Here is an 18,675-nt window from a genome sequence, read left to right as displayed (position 1 = left end):
CGAGTGGGGGCGTTGCATCCGCGACGACGCGCGCCCCCATTTGTACCAAGACGAACAGACCGAAGCACAGCAGGAGGCCACCATGCGTCACTGGACGCTGCCCGACACCCACAACATCCGCGACCTCGGCGGCTACAATCGGCAGGCCGGCGGCACCACGCAATGGCGCCGGATCCTGCGCGGGGAAGCACTGCACCCGCTCAATGGCGAGAGCCTGGCGACGCTTGTCGCCGATGATCTCTCGCTCGTCATCGACCTGCGCGGGCCGCACGAGACTGCGGTCACAGACCATCCCTTCATCGGCCACGAGACGGTGTCCTACCGCAATATCGTGCTCTTCGACGCGCTGGCGCCGATCGCAATGGTGCGGCAGCCCTTCGACATGGCGGAGCGCTATTGCAGCGCGCTGGATCATTGTGGCGCGCAGTTCGCCACGGTCTTTCGCGCCATCGGGCAAGCCCGGCCGGGGATGGTGCTGTTCCACTGCACGGCCGGCAAGGACCGCACCGGCGTCGTCGCTGCCATGCTTCTGGCCACCGCCGGCGTCTCACATGCCGACATCGTTGCCGACTATGCGCTCACGGCCTCCGCCGAGGGCCTGATCGCGCAGCTTCGCGCCCGTTCGCTTGCCGCAGGCATCGATGCCGACCATGTGGAGCGGATGCTCGCCAGTGACGCCGCGACGATGGAGGCCTTCCTTGACTGTCTCGATGCGGCGCATGGCGGGATCGCGGCCTATCTCGAACGTATCGGTCTTAACGCAGCAGAGATCGACGCGCTGACGGACCGTCTGTGCGCGTAACACACCCGTCGCGCGCTTTTGCCACGACCGGACCGACGGAAAAGGCCAACGCCTTTCAAACCCACTGGAGCGTAGAATGGCCCTGGCCGCACAAGCACCGACCCGCCGCAGACGGATGACCCAGTCGCGCTGGGCACCCTGGCTCTACCTGTCTCCGGCCCTTATCCTGCTTGTGGTTTGGATCTACTGGCCGCTGGTCGATGCGCTGCGTCTGAGCTTCTACCAGTGGAACATGCTGCCCAATTCGCCACAGATCTATGTCGGCTGGAACAACTACACGCGCATCTTTGCCCTGCCCAAATTCTGGCAGTCGCTGCGCAATACCGGGATCTACATTTTCGGCATTTTGCCGCTGGCCGTGCTGATCCCGCTGGCGATCGCCATCTATACTCATGACCTTCCCGAGCGCTCGCGCAACATCTACCGCGCCATCATCTTCGTGCCGATGATCATCGCGCCGGTGGTGGCCGCCGCCGTCTGGCGCTGGCTGCTCGATCCCGGCTACGGCCTGGTCAACCAGATGCTCCAGGGCATCGGCTTCAAGCCCGTGAAGTTCCTCTCCGATCCCAACACCGCGATCTGGACCGTCATCCTGATCACCGGCTGGAAGCTGATCGGGTTTTCGACGCTGATCCTGTCTGCCGCCAATGCCAACATCAACCCCTCCCTGGTGGAGGCCGCCCGCATGGACGGCGCCAGCAAATGGGAGATCATCCGCGACATCCGCCTGCCGCTCCTCAGTTCCACGGCTCTGTTCCTGGTCGTCATGACGATCCTGCTCGGCGCGCAGTGGAGTTTCACCTATATCAACGTGCTGACAGGCGGCGGCCCGCTCGGCTCCACCTCCAACATCTACTATCTCCTTTGGGATTTCGGCTTCTCCACCATGTCGGTGGGCTGGGGCTCGGCTGCGGCCGTCATCCTTTTCCTCGGCTTCGGCGCAGTGGCCTTTGTGCTCTTCCGCCTGATCGACAGGTATACCTTCCATGACAACTGACGTCCTGCGCGCGCCCCGCCCGATGGCGCGCCCGCTTCGCCGCATCTCGGACAAATCCGGCCTCGACACCGCGGCTGGTCATGTTCTCATGGTCCTCCTGTCGATCCTGTGCCTTTTCCCGGTCTACTGGATGCTGGCGAGTTCGCTGCGTCCCGCCAATGCCATGTTCGAGACGAGCCTATGGCCGACGAGCATGTCGCTCGACAATTACCGGCAGGCTCTGGAGGCCATCCCGATCGGCCGCATGCTGGTCAACACGCTGGTCTTTTCCGTCGTCTCCACGGCCTTTCAGCTTCTGACCGGGCTTCTTGCCGCCTTCGCCTTCGCCCGCTGGACATTCGCGCTCGACAAGCTGGTGTATAGCGCCGTGGCGCTGACCTGGCTGGTACCCTTTCAGGTGGTGATGATCCCGAACTATCTGCTGATTGCCCAGATGGGTCTGCTCGATAGCATCGTGGCGCTGATCCTGCCGAACCTTGTCTCGGCACTTGCCATCCTGCTTCTTGCCCAGGCAATGCGCAGCTTCCCCCGGGAAGTCATCGAGGCGGCGCGTATGGACGGCGCACGCAACTGGCGGATTCTCTGGGAGGTGATGGTGCCCAATCTGCGCGGCACGATCGCCTCGCTTGCCATCCTCATCTTCATCTCGACCTGGAACGAGTATTTCTGGCCACTGCTGCTCAGCCGCACGGCCGAAAATTCCGTCATCCAGATCGGCATCCAGATGTTCATGACGGCCGAGGGCAACCAGTGGGGACCACTGATGGCCGCCTCGACGCTCGCAAGCCTGCCGGTCCTCGTCATTTACGTCGTCCTGCAGCGCCAGGTCGTCCAGTCCTTCATGAAATCCGGTATCCGCTGATGCGCGGCAGGCCCAATCTCGCAGGCATCGGCCGCGACACGTCCACCCTCGCACACCTGCACAACCGTCGTCCGGGAGACATCTGATGGCTGATCTGACACTCTCAAACCTGAAAAAATCCTACGACGGCAAGCCGGTCCTGCATGGCGTCGATATCACCATCCCCGATGGCCATTTCGTCGTCATCGTCGGTCCGTCGGGCTGCGGCAAGTCGACCCTCCTGCGTATGATCGCGGGACTGGAGGAGGTCACGTCAGGCACGATTTCCATCGGTGAAACGGTGATGAACGACATCGAGCCGGCCGATCGTGGCTGTGCCATGGTGTTCCAGAACTATGCACTCTATCCGCACATGACCGTGCGCCAGAACATCGCCTATCCGCTTCGGATCGCCAAGCTGCCGCGGGCCGAGCGCGACAGCAAGGTCGAGGCTGTGGCGAAGATCCTGAACCTGACGGAGTATCTCGACCGGCGCCCGGCGCAGCTCTCCGGCGGGCAGCGGCAACGCGTGGCCATGGGCCGCGCGATGGTGCGCGAACCCGACGTCTTTCTGTTCGACGAACCGCTGTCCAATCTCGATGCACTGCTGCGCGTCCAGATGCGCATCGAGATCAAGAAGCTGCACCGGCGCCTCAAGGCGACGTCGGTGTTCGTGACGCATGATCAGGTCGAAGCGATGACGCTTGCCGACACGCTGATCGTGATGAATGCCGGTCGCGTCGAGCAGATCGGATCGCCCGCCGAGGTCTACCGAAAGCCGGCCTCGGTCTTCGTCGCCGGGTTCATGGGGGCGCCGGCCATGAACCTTTTCCCGGCCGCCATCGGGGCCGGCGGCGCTCTCGTCATCGATGCGCCAACTGGCGGGGTCGGCATCGGCCGGACAAGCCTTGCGGAAGGAACTCCGGTCACCGTCGGCGTCAGGCCGGAAAACCTCCTGCTGAGTGAAACTGCCGGAGCCGGCCTTCCGGCGACGGTCGACTTTGTCGAGGAACTGGGTGGCTCGCGTGTCGCCTATTGCACCCTTGGCGACCGGGAGATCGCAGCGACCCTGCCACCCGGCGACCAGCAACTGGAAGGCCGGCCCGTCTGGCTGACCCTGCCGCCAGAGGCACTGCACCTCTACGACCGGATCACAGGACAGCGCATCGACGTGCCGGTCCATGCCGCCAGGAGCAGCATCCCGAGCGCTTTCGCGCCGTCCATGTGATGTGACGCATGGAGGCAGCTCAATGTCGCCCGCTTGGTCCTGCGATTGGTTGCCACTCGACAGCAGGTGAAGGCGTCAGAGATCCCGTATCGTTGGATCACCGCCGGCCAAGGCGTGTAAAATCCCGTCATGTATCACGTCCGCAAGCGGGTCGTAGACCCGCAAGCGAACGCACAAGCGCGGCTATTTGCAGAGATATACGCGTGACATTTAGAGCGTCGGGAGCGTTCCAACAACTCTGAGGGATAGACCCTCGTAGGGCTCCAGATTGATAGTCAATGCGCCATCTTCTGTAAGGTCGCCTTCGATTGACTCCGCAATCATGTCGACGACAGGTCCTGGCCTGACGTTCTGCAAGATCACGACTTCGGAGATCGCCGAGGAGCTGAAATTCAGGGCGGTCACCTGCGTGCCTCGTAGATCCGGAAGTTCGTGGACCATGATGAGCAAACCTGGGGCGGTGGTATCAGGTATCGAGACTTGTCGACTGGCCGCGATCCCATAAGCTTCCCGAACGGCCAGCAGGCGTTTGAGCTGCGAGGCAAACGAGTCCGGCTGCGCGAGCTGCTCGCTGATCGGGCCGTATAGGGCGCGGGCACGCGGCATGCCGTCGGCGGAAAACTCCTCGCCAGAGTTCTGACCCGTCAGATCATAGGCGCCGCGTTCGATCCAGCGGGTGTCGCCGTCGGCCATCAGGTGCTGCACCTGAGCCGGCGTTAATGGCAAAGCGCCGACCAGATCCCATCCGGAAAGCGCGAATACGCCCGGCTGAAAAGCGTTGTACATCACCAGCAGAAGGTGAATTTTCTGGATCAGCTTTGTCGTCTCGTCATCGATGCTTTCCAGGTCGGCAATGTCGAGGGCTGCGGCAATGACGCTCGCTGTCGTGCAGGCGATGCCGTTGGTGACAAAGGGAAGGTTATAGGGGGCGTTGGGTCCCGAAAGGCGCTCGCGTATTACGTCGCGAATATGCATGCGCAGCGTACGCCCCTGCCAGGTCTGGCCGGCAAAGGTGTAAATATCGTCTGCATGCAATGTCCAGAAATGCACGAGTTCCGTCGTCAGTTCATCGTGATTCTGGAGCGCATGAATAAGCGACGCAGGATCGATGCCAAATTCATGGACCATCCGCAGCATCATGCGCAAGAACTCGGTATTGCCTGTCAACAGCGCGTGATGATAGGCCGGGCGCGTGATGAAATCGTAGGACAGATCCGCTCCACCCTTTGACATCGCGGCAATATCATCGATCGTCAGGTTAAGCTCCTGAAACGAAAACCCGCCGGCCTTGCGGATCATGCCAGCGAGCAGTGCGTTGCCCGTCACGGAAAGCGGATGGCTTTCCGACCATGCCGGCCCCTCCACTCGGCGCTCGACGCCGAGAAATCCATTCGCGTCCAACCGCAGGCCACGGGCGCCCATCTGGTCGATCGAATGCAACGCATCGCCGATGATCATCTGTTGCGCGGCAAATGATGGATCCAGCCAGTTCAGGCTCGGCTGCCCCTCCTTGAAGTAGTGCAGGTAAACCCAGCGGCGCTCCTTGCCGTCGACGCCGGTAATAGGGCCGGTCGCACTCCAGTCCGTCTCTTTGACGCCGGGCTCGAAGAAAATGACCCGCTGGAGCTGGCCGACAATCAAGCCACGATCCCTCAGGTAGTCAACGGTATCGGCAGGCAGGTTGACCGCCTCCCGGCCCTCAGGCACGTCCGGAAGACGCTGCCATTCTTCCTCTGGAATTTCGACCATGTGATAGAGACCAGGGTAGGTCGAATGATTCATTTCGGCGAGCCGAAAATCCGGACCCTTGCCCGTGTGTGAAGGAATGACATCGTCAATGACAATGGCGTTGTGTGCCGCCGCCATGCGGCTGATGGCAACGAATTCCTCGTTCGTGCCGAAAGTCGGATCGATGTCGAAGCTTATTCTGTCGAAATTGCCGTCGATCGTCGGGCTGTAGACGCCGTCTTTCATACTGCCGGCACGTTTCATCGGTCCCGTGTGAATACCGCGTACGCCGATCGCCGAAAGGGCTGACCACAGATGTGCGTCGCCAAGGGTCCTGAGAACGGATTCGCCGGGCAACGGGATTACCGAAGGGGGATAGGCCGTCATCCATACCGATGCGATCGATGAAGCGACACGAGGCCGCGCCTCTGCATAGGGCCGCTGCCATAGGCGCGACTGCCCGCCGTAGGCCTCGGCAAATGTACGTGCTTGTTGCAACATCGACAAAGCGACGAGCTCTTCGATTGATTCATTGCTTGGTAGCGTCATTAATGCCTCGAAGCCGGAGCGGGAGTACAGGGATTATTGCAGGCCGATGCAGGTAGCAAGCCTCCCGAAAAGAGCCTGCCTATTGGAAACTGCATCCTCACTTACCCCGGAGTTGTCGGTTCTACCAACAGACTTCTTGCTTTCCTCACACCCAAAGCGTCCGAACACCGATAGCGCGACATCCTCAAATCCAGGTTTCGCGGTGCCCAGTAAAGAGCGGAGCTGCCGGCACACCCACTCTGCAAACCGCGTAAGTACCGAGTCGACGGTTCCTTTGGGTTTAAGGCGGTCGAGTTTTCAGATCGCTGCGCCATCAGGCCCCGCAACCAAATCATCAAAAAGCACACTTAGCTCTAAGCTGCGGGTGTTTTGCGTTGCGGCGGACCTCGCCCAGGATGGCTCCCGCCGCGCCGATCCCCGCCGTCACTCCGCGGGTTTGCCCTCCGACCTGCTCGTTCGAAGGGAAAGAAACTCGAAAAGACGCGCGACGGCCTCCGCGCCGGGATCGATGTGACCTTCGAGCTGCCGGGCATTTATGTAAGCCGCCCGGCCTGCGCGTGCGCTGAGATAGGTTGCGGTCAGGTTGGCGCCGGCGCGGGCTGCACTGGCCGCTGCTGCAAAACCCTTGTCATAGGCGTCCAGTGCAGGCGAGAGCGCATCGACCATGGTGCGGTCGCCGAGCTCTGCGCCGCCGATTTCCTGCATGCGGGCAAGGCCGGCTTTGAGCGCGTCGCGCATGCCAAGCCCACTTGAGGCCCCATCGCCTGCCGCGGCAAAGAAGATGGCGAGCAAGACGCCGGAAGAGCCGCCCATGGTCTGGCTGAGTTCCTGGCCCATGGCGCGAAAGAGCTGGGTGTGATCTGCAAGCGGTAGCCGATCGAGGGCCTCGATCAGGGCACGCGCGGCGCTTGCAAGGGTCGAGCCGGTGTCACCGTCGCCGGATTTGGCATCGAGCGCGTTAAGGTGTTTTTCCGCCTCGATCAGGAGCTTGCAGCACTCTGTGAGGAATTGACGGGTGGGCAGATGCTGCGAGGCAAGCGGCGCGATCGGGGTCAGTCCATCGGGCAGGGCGATGACGTTGACGGGTCGCATCGCCGTCACGCCTGGCCATGCTGCAAGGCCGACCGGCTTGGCCAGCAAGTCGAGATCGGCCTTTTCCGCCGGCAATACGGAGATCGAAAAGCCCTGCATGTCGAGCGAGGTCATCATCGCAGCAGGCCCGACGATATGCGAGAGGCGCGCGCCGATCGCCGATTGAACCAGTTCGTTGACGACCACGGCCATTTCCAGCACGGAGGTGCCGCCGAGATTGTTGACAAGTACGACATGCGGCTTGTCCTCCATGCCCGCCGCAAGCCGGTCCACCATGGCGGCCACGGCGCCGCGCACGCCGTCATACTCGATCTGCTCCACACCCGCCTCACCGTGGATGCCAAGGCCGAGTTCGGCGTGACCTTCGGGAATGCGTTTTTCCTTCGGCGAGCCCGGCACGGTACAGGTGTCGAGTGCAATGCCGATCGAGCGGGTATTGGCGATCACCCGCCGCGCAGTGTCGATGACGTCATCAAGACTTGCGCCGTTTTCCGCCATCGCACCGGCGATCTTGTGGACGAAGAGCGTGCCCGCCACACCGCGGGACTGCGGCAGATCGGGGAGCGCGATGTCATCGTCCACGATCACCATGCCGACATTCAGCCCGAATGCACGGGCGCGTTCAGCCGCAAGACCGAAGTTCAGCCGGTCGCCTGTATAGTTCTTGACGATCAGCAGGCAACCGAGCGGCCCAGTTACGGCGAGAATTGCGGTCAGGATGGCATCAACGCTCGGCGAAGCGAAGACATCACCACAGACGGCGGCTGTCAGCATGCCGCGTCCGACGAAACCGGCATGGGCCGGTTCATGGCCGGATCCGCCGCCCGAGACAATCGCGACCTTCGACTTGTCCCAGTCGGATCGCAACACGACGCGGATGTGCGGATAGCCGTCGAGGCGGCTCAGCGCTCCGGCCGAGGCCATGAGCATGCCGTCGATCGCCTCGGTAACGGCATTTTCGCGGCTGTTGAGGAATTGAGACATGAGACCCTCCCTTAGACGAGACGCATTCCGGCCGCATCGAAATAGATCGGCTGGTGCGGCTGGATTTTGATGATGTCGCCGCCCTTCAGGGCGGTGTGGGCATCGGTGACGGTGATGATCGGATATTCCCCAAGTATGAGATGAAGACGCGTCTGATCGCCGAGATGCTCCACCCGGACCACCTTGGCTTCCTGCCCTTCTCCCTGGAGAATATGCTCGGGCCGAAGCCCGATCGTATGGGCCCCCGCCGATGCTCCGGGGAAGAGGTGTGCGGGGAGCACGTTGATGCGCGGCTGGCCTAGCCGGGTCGCGGCATAGATGCTGACCGGCGCCTCGTAGATCTCGCGCGGCGAACCGAACTGCACGAGGCGTCCTTCCTTGAGCACGCCGACATGGGTTGCCATGGTCATCGCCTCGATCTGGTCATGCGTCACGTAGAGGAAGGTGGCGCCGGACCGGGCCTGGATGTTCTTCAGTTCGACCCGAAGGTCGGCGCGGAGTTTCGCATCGAGCGAGCTCAGCGGCTCATCCATGAGATAGATCTGCGGATTGCGGACCAGCGCCCGGCCGATCGACACGCGCTGCATCTCGCCGCCCGAAAGGGCCGTTGCCCGGTTGTCCAGCTTGTGGGCGATCTGCAGGACCTCGGCGATTGCCTTCACCTTCTGGTCGATCACCGCCTGCGGCGTGCGCAACAGCGGCGATTTCAGCGGAAATTCGAGGTTCTGCCGCACGGTCATGTGCGGGTAGAGGGAATATTGCTGGAAGACCATGGCGACATTGCGCTGTGCCGGCGTCAGCCCGGCCATGGACTGTCCGGCAATCCTGATGTCGCCGCTGTCCTGCGTGTCGAGGCCCGAGACCAGGCGCAGCAGCGTGCTCTTGCCGGCTCCGGTCGGACCGAGAAGCACCACGAAGGCGCCGTCCGGTACGGTCATCACCACGTCGTCGAGCGCGCGGGTGGCGCCAAACGACTTGCGGATGCTGGAAAGGACGACTTCAGCCACGGGTGAGAACTCCTTCATTGGCTTCGGACACCAGTGCGATCCCGCTGTTCGCATCAAACAGGGTGAGTGAGCGGCGATCGAATTCAAGCCCGACGGGAACATCCGTCCGGATGGCATCGCTCGACGCCGTCCGCGCCTTGATCTCGCCATGGGCCGTCTCGATCGTGACGATCTGTGTGGTGCCGAGATATTCGACGGCTGCCACCCGTCCGCGAAGACCGGCTTCGTCCGACAGGTGGACATGTTCCGGCCTGACGCCGAGCGTGAGCGCACCCTTGCGGCCTTCGCGGGACTTTGGAACCTCGATGCGGGATACACCGATCGTCACCGCGTTGCCCCCGTCGTCGATCGCACCTTCGAATTCCAGGAACGACATCGGCGGCGAGCCGATGAATTTCGCCACGAACTTGGTTGCCGGCCAGTCATAGATCTGCTGGGGCTTGCCGAATTGCTCGATCACGCCATGGTTCATGACGACAATCTTGTCGCCCATCTGCATGGCTTCCAGCTGGTCGTGGGTGACATAAACGGTGGTCGCCCCCATGCGGTCATGCAGGGCGCGCAGCTCCTCCGCCATATGCTCACGGAACTCCGCATCGAGCGCCCCGAGGGGCTCATCCATGAAGAAGGCCTTCGGCTGGCGCACGATCGCACGGCCGAGTGCGACGCGCTGGCGGTCGCCGCCCGAAAGCCCGCCGACCGGTTTGTCGAGGATGGATTCAATCTGCAGGATACGGACGACTTCCGCCACGCGGCGATCGACTTCCGAGCGCGCTATGCCCTGGCTGACCAAGGGATAGGAGATGTTCTTGCGCACGTTCATGTGCGGATAAAGCGCAAACATCTGAAAGACGAAGGCGATGTCGCGCTCGCTCGCGCGCTTCATGCCGACCTCTTCGCCGCCGATATAGATCTCGCCACTGGTCGGCAGTTCAAGGCCGGCCATCATCCGCAGCGTCGTCGTCTTGCCGCAGCCGGACGGGCCGAGCAGCATGAAGAACTCTCCATCCTCGACGGTGAAGCTGGACGACTTCACCGCATTGAAGGCACCGAAGTCCTTGCGCAGGTTTTCAACGCGAATCTGGGCCATGACTTACTCCGGAAAATGACTGACGACGATGAACATGAGGGTTCCGATCAGCGTCACCGGAAAGGAGAAGGTAAAGAGTGTCAGCGAAAGCGGCTGCATGAGCATGATCACGCCGAGCGCGATCAGCGCCGAGGCGAACATCTCCCATTCGGGTCGCCGGAACCGGCGCAGGCGGGCAAGGAAGTTCATCATTTGCGCACGGCTCCGAAGGTGATGCCGCGCAGCAGATGCTTGCGCAGCAGCACGGTGAAGATGATCACGGGCAGCAGGAACAGTGTCGCTGCAGCCGCAACGGCCGGCCAGTCGATACCGCCGCCAACCGACAGGATGGTCGGGATGAAGGGGGGCGCCGTCTGGGCATTGCCGCTCGTCAACAGGACTGCGAAAGCATATTCGTTCCAGGCGAAGATCAGGCAGAAGATCGCGGTCGAGGCGATGCCTGTTGCCGCCTGCGGCAGGACGACTTTGTAGAAGGCCTGGAAGCGGGTATAGCCATCGATTAGTGCCGCTTCTTCGTATTCGCGCGGGATTTCGTCAATAAATCCCTTGAGCAGCCAGACCGACAGCGACAGGTTGACCGCCGTATAAAGCAGGATCATGCCGAGGTGCGTATCCGAAAGCCCCAACTGACGGAACATCAGGTAAATCGGGATTGCGACGGCGATCGGCGGCATCATGCGTGTCGACAGGATGAAGAACAGGAGGTCATCCTTGAGCGGCACCTTGAAGCGGCTGAAGGCGAAGGCTGCCAGCGTCCCGAGGAAGATCGACAGGAATGTCGAGCCAAAGCCGATGATGACCGAGTTCAGGAATCGTTGCCCGAAGCGCGACGGGCCCGAAATGATCATGCCCCTTTCCCGTGTGATCTTGTCATACCACGTGGTGGGTGCCGGCAGTTTGGCGAGGTCTTCCGCCGAGGGGCGCGACTGTGTCGTGAAGAGGTTTACGTAGCCTTCAAGCGTCGGCTCGAAGACGACCTTCGGCGGATAGCTGATCGAATCCGGGCCGGACTTGAAGCTCGTCGAAATGATCCAGATGAGCGGGATCAGCGTGATCACCGCATAAAGTCCGACCAGGATGCCGGCAATCCACTTCGAGGCGGGCGACGGTTCGGTGACGGAATGGGCGCTCATCGTTCCTTAACCTTGTTCAGGGCCTTCACGTAGATGGAGGCGAGGCCGAATACCGTGACGAACAGGACAATTGCATAGGCGCTGGAATAGCCGGTCCGCCATTTCTCGAAGGCCTCGCGCTTGAGGTCGATCGAGGCGAGCAGCGTCTCGTCCCCCGGCCCGCCGCCGGTAAGGAGGACCACGAGGTCGAACATCCGGAAGTTCTCGATGCCGCGGAACAGGACTGCAAGCATCAGGAATGGCAGTGCCATCGGCAGCGTGATCGTCCAGAACTGCCGCCACTTCGATGCGCGGTCGACTTCCGCTGCTTCATAGATGTAATCGGGGATGGAGCGCAGCCCGGCGAGGCAGATCAGCATGACGAAGGGCGTCCACATCCAGGTGTCGACAATCACGATCGCCCAGCGCGCCCAGCCGCCGGGGCCAAGCATCGAGAAGCTGTCGGCGGGAATGCCGGTCAGGAATTCGACGGCGTAGTTCACGAGGCCGATCTGCGGCTGGTAGAGGAAGGTCCAGAAGTTGCCGACCACGGCGGGCGAGAGCATCATCGGGATGACGATCAGCGTCGTCACCAGGTCGTTGCCCTTGAACTTGCGGTTGATCAGCCATGCCAGGGAGAAGCCGATCAGCACCTGGAAGGTGATCGTCCAGATGAGGAAATGGGCGGTCGTCTGCATGTTCGCCCAGGTGTCGGCGTCGGTGAGGATGCGCGTGTAGTTGCGCAATCCGACCCATTTCACCTCCGCGTTCGGCTTGTTCGCGGCAAAGTTCGTGAAGGACAGGCGGATCGTCCAGATCAGCGGAAATATGTTGACCGACAGAAGCAGGAAGATCGTGGGTGCTACGAAGATCCAGGCGATGGCCCTGTCGCTTAAGCCCCGGATGCGTCTGGCAACCGGTTGTGGCGTCGCACGGGCGAGGCGGTCTGCGGGTGTGTCGGTCATCGTCCGGATCCGTGTGGCGTTTCCAAAGGGCAACCGCATGCGGTGCCGTGGCCGGTGAGGCAACAAGGCAAAGCTCGGGTTGTGCCGGCAGGCTGGGTTTCTAAAGATGTGCAGGCGGCAACGCTTGGCTTTGGCTTTCCCCCGGCATTACCGGGGGAAAGATTAGAGACACTGCGCCAGGATCAGATCCAGGAGCCAAGATCTTCTTGTGTCAGAGCTTGCCTTCGTCCTCGAACGTTTCCGTCCAGTCGGCAATCAACCCGTCCAGAGCTTCCTTCGCGGTGCCATTGCCAGCGACGACATAGTCGTGGAACCGCTTCTGCGATGCCTGCAGCAGCGTCGCATAGGACGGCTCGGCCCAGAAGTCCTTCACGATCGCCATGCTGTCGAGGAAGGTCTGTGCATAGGGCTGGCTCTTGGTAAAGTTCGGGTCTTCGACAACGGCGCGAAGGCACGAGAAGCCGCCCATGGACCACCATTTGTCCTGTACATCCTTCTGGGCGAACCATTTGATGTAGCCCAGTGCGCCGTCCATGTTGTCTGTATTGGCGACGACCGAAATGCCCTGGCCGCCGAGCTGGGCGAACTTCTCGCCACCGGGCCCTGCGGGATTGACGAGATAACCAGTCTTTCCGCCCCCGACATTCGGATCAGCCTCGAACCCCGGCCAGGTAAAGGCGAAGTTCATCTGCATGGCGACCTGGCCCGATTTGTAGGCGTCGATGCCTTCGCCCATGTAGGTGTTGGATGTGCCCGGTGCGACGCAGCAATCATAGAGCGACTTGTAGAATTCGAGACCCTTCACGGCGCCTGCGGAATCGACGAAGCCTTTCATGTCATAGGGCTTCTTCGGGTTTTCGTACTTGAAGCCATAGCTGTAGAGCACGTCCATCACGCCCATCGTGATGCCTTCAGAGCCACGTTCGGTATAGATCGAGGCGCCGTAGACGGTCTTGCCATCGATCTTGCGGCCCTGGAAGAATTCGGCGACCTGCTTCAGTTCGTCGAAGGTTGCGGGCGGCGTCAGGTCGCGACCGAACTTTTCCTTGAAGGCGGTCTTAATTTCGGGCCGCTCGAACCAGTCCTTGCGGTAGGTCCAGCCGACCACGTCCCCGAAGGCTGGCAGCGACCAGTAGTTCGGGGTGTTCTTCGGCCATTCGGAATAACCCGTGACGGTTGCCGGAACGAAGGCATCCATCTTGATGCCTTCCTTGTCGAAGAACTCGTTGAGCTTCACATACCAACCGTTCTCGGCGGCGCCGCCGATCCACTGGCTGTCGCCGATCATCAGATCGCAGAGCTTTCCGCCCGAGTTGAGTTCGTTGAGCATGCGGTCGGCGAAGTTCGGCCACGGGACGAACTCGAATTTCATCTTGATGCCGGACGACGCCTCGAAGCCCTTGCTGAGTTCGACGAGTGCGTTTGCCGGGTCCCATGCGGCCCAGCAGAGCGTCAGTTCTTTTTCGTCGGCATGCGCCATCATAGTGCCGAAACCCATCGAACAGGCGACCGTTCCGGCAGTAAGCAGACCTTTCACGTAAAGCGATTTCATCATGTCATCCTCCCAGCGCCGTCCGGTCTCCTGCGGATGGCGAAACGCCCTTGCGGGCCAAATGCCGGCTCCGGACCCTAATCTCTGGCCGGCCTCCTCCAGCGGAACGGGGTGTAATGGATGCCTCTCCCGAACCCAGATGGAGGCTAATTGATGTGCGCACCTCAAAGCAAGTGATTTTTGAGGTGCGCACATCAATTCTTGCGTTTGCTGATGTTTTGAAGGAAAGCTCTGGAAGGCGGAAATCATGGGAAGTCGTCATGCGTCCAACAGCGAAGGATCTGGCCGAGGCTGCAGGCGTCAGCCTTGCAACGGTCGATCGTGTCTTGAACGAACGACCGAATGTGAGCCCGAAGGCCGCCCGGCTGGTCAATGACGCAATCGAGCGGATCGGCTTCGTTCGAAATCCGGCGGCTGTCAGCCTTGCCCGCAACAAGGTGTACCGTTTTCTTTTCCTGCTTCCGGCAAGCGGCGATCTATACCTCAAGGAGCTCCTGCGGCACGTTGAAGAGCTGACCGATGCGCTCAAGGGCGACCTCACCGAGATTGCCTACCGCCAGATCGGGATCGACGATGCGCATGGCGTGGCAAAGCTGCTCTCCAGCCTCGACAAGGAGGAGGTCGATGGCGTGGCTGTCATGGCGCCCGAATCGCCTCAGGTGCGAGACGCCATGGCGCGGCTTCTCCAGCGCAACATCAAGGTGGTGCAATTCCTGTCCGGTCAGGAAAAGCTGCCAGAGGCTGATTTCGTCGGTATCGACAACTTTGCGGCGGGTGCGAGTGCGGGCAAGCTGATGGGCATGCTTGCGGGTTCCCATCCGGGAAAGGTCATGGTGATCGCGGAAACCATGCAGTCGCTCGACAGCATCCAGCGCCGCCTTGGCTTCGACCACGTGATCAACAGCGCCTTTCCGCATCTGACCTGTCTGCCGTCCATCGAAACCCACGCCGACGAGGCACGTAGCCAGCAGGTGATGGCCCGCGTGTTGGCCGGCAATCGCGATGTTTCCGGAATCTACGTGCTGAGCGCAGAGGCTCGCGTGCCGATCCTGGCTGCTGCCGGAAACGTCGATCTCGGCACCATTGCCGTGGTTGTCCACGAGCGAACTCCCTTCACCGAACAGGCGCTCCGGGACGACCGTATCGATGCCGTGATCGCACAGGATCCGGGCCATGCGGTGCGCAGTGCAATTCGCATCATGCGCGCCCGCTCGGATGCCCGCGAGCCGCTCGCCGCACAGGAAAAGATCCGCATCGAAATTCTACTCAAGGAAAACCTTTGAGCCGTACGAAGGGCCGGCGAATCCGCGGGCAATTTTTCAGAGGCTTTTGGGTCAGCCGGATGCGCAGCAAATAAACGAGTGCTTGCAACAGTTTACTGGATTTGATCCATTGTTTGATTGTGGGATCTGATTGTGTTCAGGGGGCAAATTATGAGCCTCTGTGCGCTCGGCACCCGGAATCACTGAACCTTGCGAATTTCCGGTAAACATCTCTTTTCGAGTTTGTGTTTTATGTCGATTTTGCTGGCAGCGATCATGGCGACGAATTGTTCTGCGCAACTGCGGCCAACTGCTGCTCCATCACATCGAGGACCTCCATCTGTAAGAAGTCGATCAGGCCAGCGCACGATCGAATTTGGCTTAATCTAGCTCCAGTCGAGAATCTGTTTGAGCGAACCTTGTTGAGCCGTCCGTCCGGCTGACTCCAGCCTTCTTGCCGACAGGTCTCCCATCCAAGTTGTCTATTTATCCGAAAGAGCGCTCCACGAGTTTCTCAGGCATGACGTCGCGATGGCCTTATCCAGCGCCATGACGACGGTGGGCCGCACGCTCTGATGCGATCTCGACGAAGACTTACGTTCGGCACGGATCTCTCTTAAATAGTGCGTCGATCTGAGGCGCGTTTTGAGAAAACGATTGCCAGAGGAGCACGGCCAGAACGAACATCACATTCCAGGCAATCACCACGTCCGAGAGGAAGTGGCCTCCGAACATCACTCGGTTGAATGAGAAGGCTGCCGCGACAATGCCGACCGCTGCGAGATAAGTTGTCCGGTGTCTGGGGGTGACGAACACGACAAGTGTGAGCAGCGCAAAGGCGCTTGCGGCCTCTCCCGAGATGAAGGAACAATTCCTGACGCATTGGTCGGTGAGCTGCCACGGAGGGGTAAAGATCGCACTGCCGCCGAATTCGTCGAGTGCTCTTGGACGCGCCCTCCCGACCAGCATCTTGATGACTTGAACGCCCAGCCCCGGACCTGCTGCAAAGAACGTCAGCACGAATAACAACTTATGCGGTGCGGCTGAGTATTTCGGGTTCCTGAGGAAAGGACTTGCAAGCAAAAGCACGATTGCAAACCCGATCACGACCCAAGGCAGAAGCCTGTTGAGGTCACGAAACGCAATGAGGAAACTGTTTTCCTCGAAAGCGAAGCCCGCGATGGGATCCCAGAAATAACGACTGACGATCAGGTCGATTTCCGGCACAGTTGCAAAGATCAGCGATACAAAACCCAGAAGCATAAGCGCCTCTGGAAGCAAACGGTGTGCTTCGTCTTCAACGGTCTTCGGATTTGCTTTTTGAACGTGGTTGAGATCAGTTGCGTCCATGGGTGGTTCCTATGTGAGGACCACGTTCTCTCGCCGGATTATCAAGATTTGACCGAGAACCGGAGAAGAGCATGTCAAAGTCAGAGAGTTTGACGATGATCTCATCGCTCGTGCTGGTCGTCGAGGACGACCAAGAGATTGCTTCCCTTATTGAAAAATATCTCGCAAGAGCCGGCTACAGGACGGTAAAGGCTTCGACAGGCCTTACGGCTCTCACCCATGTCCAGAGATTGCAGCCCGACCTGATCCTGCTCGATATCGGCCTGCCTGACATCGATGGCTTCGATCTTCTGTCGAGGGTCCGGGCAAATTCGAGCGTGCCGGTCATCTTCCTGTCGGCGATGGATGACAGTACCGACAAGTTGCTCGGCCTGAAGCTCGGCGCCGATGACTATGTCACCAAACCGTTCAACCCGCAGGAAGTAGTGGCGCGGGTGGGCGCTGTCCTCAAGCGCACCAGAGGCGTTGGCGCTCATGAGGTTGTCCGGCACGACGGGGTCGAGGTTCAGCTGGAGTCCCACATCGCGATTGCCTCGACGGACAAAGGCCGGGTCGAACTGCCGCTGACCGCAACGGAGTTTCGCCTTCTCGTTTGTTTCGTCCGGTCGCCGTTTAAGACCTTCGAAAGAGCATCCTTGCTGGACGCGTGCATGCCCGAAAGCGATGCGCTCGATCGAACCGTCGATACGCATATCGCCAACCTCAGGCGAAAGCTGGCGAGTTGCGGCCTGGACGGCTTTATCGTTGCCGTGCGCGGGATAGGCTATCGTTTCGCGAGGTCGACAGGTGTCTAGACCGGCTCTATCAACACTGACGGCGGCTCTGGTTTCCGTCATTCAACTGATGACCATCGCGCTCCTCTATATCCTGACCGACTGGTATATCGATCATGCCGAATTATCGGCACTGGACGCGCTGCCCCCCGATGCGAAACGTGCCTGGGTCAGCATCAACAATGGCGAGATCCCCGCACCGAGCGATCTCGCGGCACTCGCGCCGCTCTATCCGACACTGGAAGAGGCGACCGAGGCGTCCCCTGTCGAGGGTGTTTTAGGTTTCGGATTTCTGCTGATCGTGTTTACCAGCGGCATTGGCGTCGTCCTGGCCTACCGGCTCGTCGCGCCGCTCACCCGCCTGACGGCCGCAGCCGAAAAGATCCGGCAGGGCGATTTTCAGGTCACGGTCGAACCGGGCGCAACCAAGGAAGTCGAAACGCTTGCGATCACCATCAATCGCATGGCGAGCGAGTTGCTTGCATTGGAGACCCGCCTGAAATTCAACACGCGCGCGGTGGCCCACGAATTGCGCACACCACTGACGGTGCTGCAGGGCAATCTGCAAGGCATGACTGACGGCGTCATTCCCGTCAGCGAAGCCCAGTTGCGTGCGCTTTTGGCGCAGACACGGGGCATGTCGCGGCTGGTGGACCAGCTGAACACGCTCTCACTGGCAGGCACGATCGACTTTGTGACCGCGACCATGGCGACCGACCTGGCCTTGCATGCTTCGGAGACGGTGACCCTGTTCCAGATCTCCGCAGGCGGTGATGTCAATTTCCGAACCTACCTTGCGCCCGCACCGGCAATGATCGATCCGGACCGTTTCCGCCAGGCTATCCTCGCTCTTCTGGAAAACGCACGGCGATACGCGGGCAATTTCGGGCCGATCGATGTTCATACCGGGGTGGATGGCACGGGGCGGTCGTTCATTTCTGTCCAGGACAAGGGTCCAGGACTACCAGACTATGCGCAGCACTCCTCTTTCGACATGTTCTGGAGAAGCGAGAGGCTCAGCGGTCGTGGCACAAGCGGTTCAGGGCTTGGTCTGACGATCGTCAAAGCGATTGCGGAAGGCCACAATGCCCGCTTGGAGGTCGGAAACAATCCTGACGGCGGCGCATACGCCAAGGTTACATTTGAGGTCGCGTAGACCTAAGCGATCCCGAGGACACTCCAACTGAAATGGAGGCGAACAGCGCCTGCCTGTCGCACCGGGTAAGAATCTACCGCTTCTGACCGGCAGCGGAAATGCCTCCGCCTTGCGCCTCAAATTCGGTCGTCAAGCACTGCATCGCTCAATTCAGACAGTTGGCCTAGCTTCGTGACGTCGTCACGTC

General features: G+C 60.7%; 16 protein-coding genes. 7 read left to right on the top strand and 9 right to left on the bottom strand.

From position 1 onward, the window contains the following. The first annotated feature begins 82 nt into the window (after positions 1-82). From ASG19_RS17485 to ugpC, 4 genes are all read left to right on the top strand, one after another. Positions 83-802, top strand: a complete 720-nt coding sequence (locus tag ASG19_RS17485; protein ID WP_062460096.1) for a tyrosine-protein phosphatase — start codon at positions 83-85, stop codon at positions 800-802. Positions 803-878: 76 nt separating this feature from the next. Further along, positions 879-1,799 (top strand): sugar ABC transporter permease, encoded by a 921-nt coding sequence (locus ASG19_RS17480; protein WP_062460094.1) that lies wholly within the window; start codon positions 879-881, stop codon positions 1,797-1,799. Continuing rightward, on the top strand, positions 1,789-2,661 hold the full coding sequence (locus tag ASG19_RS17475; protein WP_082476388.1) for a carbohydrate ABC transporter permease: 873 nt from the start codon (positions 1,789-1,791) through the stop codon (positions 2,659-2,661). The genes ASG19_RS17480 and ASG19_RS17475 overlap by 11 nt, the downstream gene beginning before the upstream one ends. 85 nt (positions 2,662-2,746) lie before the next feature. After that, entirely contained in the window at positions 2,747-3,868 is a 1,122-nt protein-coding gene (gene ugpC, locus ASG19_RS17470) for a sn-glycerol-3-phosphate ABC transporter ATP-binding protein UgpC (RefSeq protein WP_062460089.1), read from the top strand. A gap of 210 nt (positions 3,869-4,078) precedes the next feature. Here the strand turns inward: ugpC and treS are convergent, their stop codons facing one another. From treS to ASG19_RS17430, 8 genes are all read right to left on the bottom strand, one after another. Then, a complete protein-coding gene (gene treS / locus ASG19_RS17465; protein WP_062460087.1) occupies positions 4,079-6,145 on the bottom strand; it encodes a maltose alpha-D-glucosyltransferase in 2,067 nt (688 codons plus the stop codon). A gap of 423 nt (positions 6,146-6,568) precedes the next feature. Beyond that, the gene (locus ASG19_RS17460) at positions 6,569-8,221 is read right to left on the bottom strand and encodes a dihydroxyacetone kinase subunit DhaK (protein WP_062460085.1); all 1,653 of its coding nucleotides are present in this window, start codon (positions 8,219-8,221) and stop codon (positions 6,569-6,571) included. 11 nt (positions 8,222-8,232) lie between these two features. Further along, positions 8,233-9,228, bottom strand: coding sequence for an ABC transporter ATP-binding protein (locus tag ASG19_RS17455; protein ID WP_062460540.1), 996 nt, complete (start codon positions 9,226-9,228; stop codon positions 8,233-8,235). After that, positions 9,221-10,318 carry an ABC transporter ATP-binding protein gene (locus ASG19_RS17450; protein WP_062460083.1) on the bottom strand — a complete coding sequence of 366 codons (1,098 nt, stop codon included), beginning with the start codon at positions 10,316-10,318 and terminating at the stop codon, positions 9,221-9,223. Before ASG19_RS17450 ends, ASG19_RS17455 begins: the two co-directional genes overlap by 8 nt. A gap of 3 nt (positions 10,319-10,321) precedes the next feature. Next, positions 10,322-10,510: a hypothetical protein gene (locus ASG19_RS17445; RefSeq protein ID WP_062460081.1), complete on the bottom strand. Its 189-nt coding sequence runs from the start codon at positions 10,508-10,510 to the stop codon at positions 10,322-10,324. After that, positions 10,507-11,451 (bottom strand): carbohydrate ABC transporter permease, encoded by a 945-nt coding sequence (locus tag ASG19_RS17440; protein ID WP_062460078.1) that lies wholly within the window; start codon positions 11,449-11,451, stop codon positions 10,507-10,509. Before ASG19_RS17440 ends, ASG19_RS17445 begins: the two co-directional genes overlap by 4 nt. Next, entirely contained in the window at positions 11,448-12,395 is a 948-nt protein-coding gene (locus ASG19_RS17435) for a sugar ABC transporter permease (RefSeq protein WP_062460076.1), read from the bottom strand. The genes ASG19_RS17440 and ASG19_RS17435 overlap by 4 nt, the downstream gene beginning before the upstream one ends. A gap of 211 nt (positions 12,396-12,606) precedes the next feature. Beyond that, on the bottom strand, positions 12,607-13,893 hold the full coding sequence (locus ASG19_RS17430; RefSeq protein ID WP_062460537.1) for an extracellular solute-binding protein: 1,287 nt from the start codon (positions 13,891-13,893) through the stop codon (positions 12,607-12,609). A 314-nt stretch (positions 13,894-14,207) separates the two neighbouring features. On the opposite strand from ASG19_RS17430, the gene ASG19_RS17425 reads away from it, so the two are divergent. Beyond that, a complete protein-coding gene (locus ASG19_RS17425; protein ID WP_062460074.1) occupies positions 14,208-15,230 on the top strand; it encodes a LacI family DNA-binding transcriptional regulator in 1,023 nt (340 codons plus the stop codon). A 573-nt stretch (positions 15,231-15,803) separates the two neighbouring features. Here ASG19_RS17425 and ASG19_RS17420 read toward each other — a convergent pair. Next, the gene (locus ASG19_RS17420) at positions 15,804-16,559 is read right to left on the bottom strand and encodes a phosphatase PAP2 family protein (RefSeq protein WP_062460072.1); all 756 of its coding nucleotides are present in this window, start codon (positions 16,557-16,559) and stop codon (positions 15,804-15,806) included. A 95-nt stretch (positions 16,560-16,654) separates the two neighbouring features. On the opposite strand from ASG19_RS17420, the gene ASG19_RS17415 reads away from it, so the two are divergent. Then, positions 16,655-17,353, top strand: a complete 699-nt coding sequence (locus tag ASG19_RS17415; RefSeq protein WP_062460070.1) for a response regulator transcription factor — start codon at positions 16,655-16,657, stop codon at positions 17,351-17,353. Continuing rightward, a complete protein-coding gene (locus ASG19_RS17410; RefSeq protein ID WP_156466541.1) occupies positions 17,346-18,488 on the top strand; it encodes a HAMP domain-containing sensor histidine kinase in 1,143 nt (380 codons plus the stop codon). Before ASG19_RS17415 ends, ASG19_RS17410 begins: the two co-directional genes overlap by 8 nt. Positions 18,489-18,675 lie beyond the last annotated feature (187 nt).

This window comes from Rhizobium sp. Leaf306 (assembly GCF_001423425.1).
Taxonomy (GTDB): Bacteria; Pseudomonadota; Alphaproteobacteria; order Rhizobiales; family Rhizobiaceae; genus Neorhizobium; species Neorhizobium soli.
This window is presented reverse-complemented; position numbering and strand designations above follow the sequence as displayed.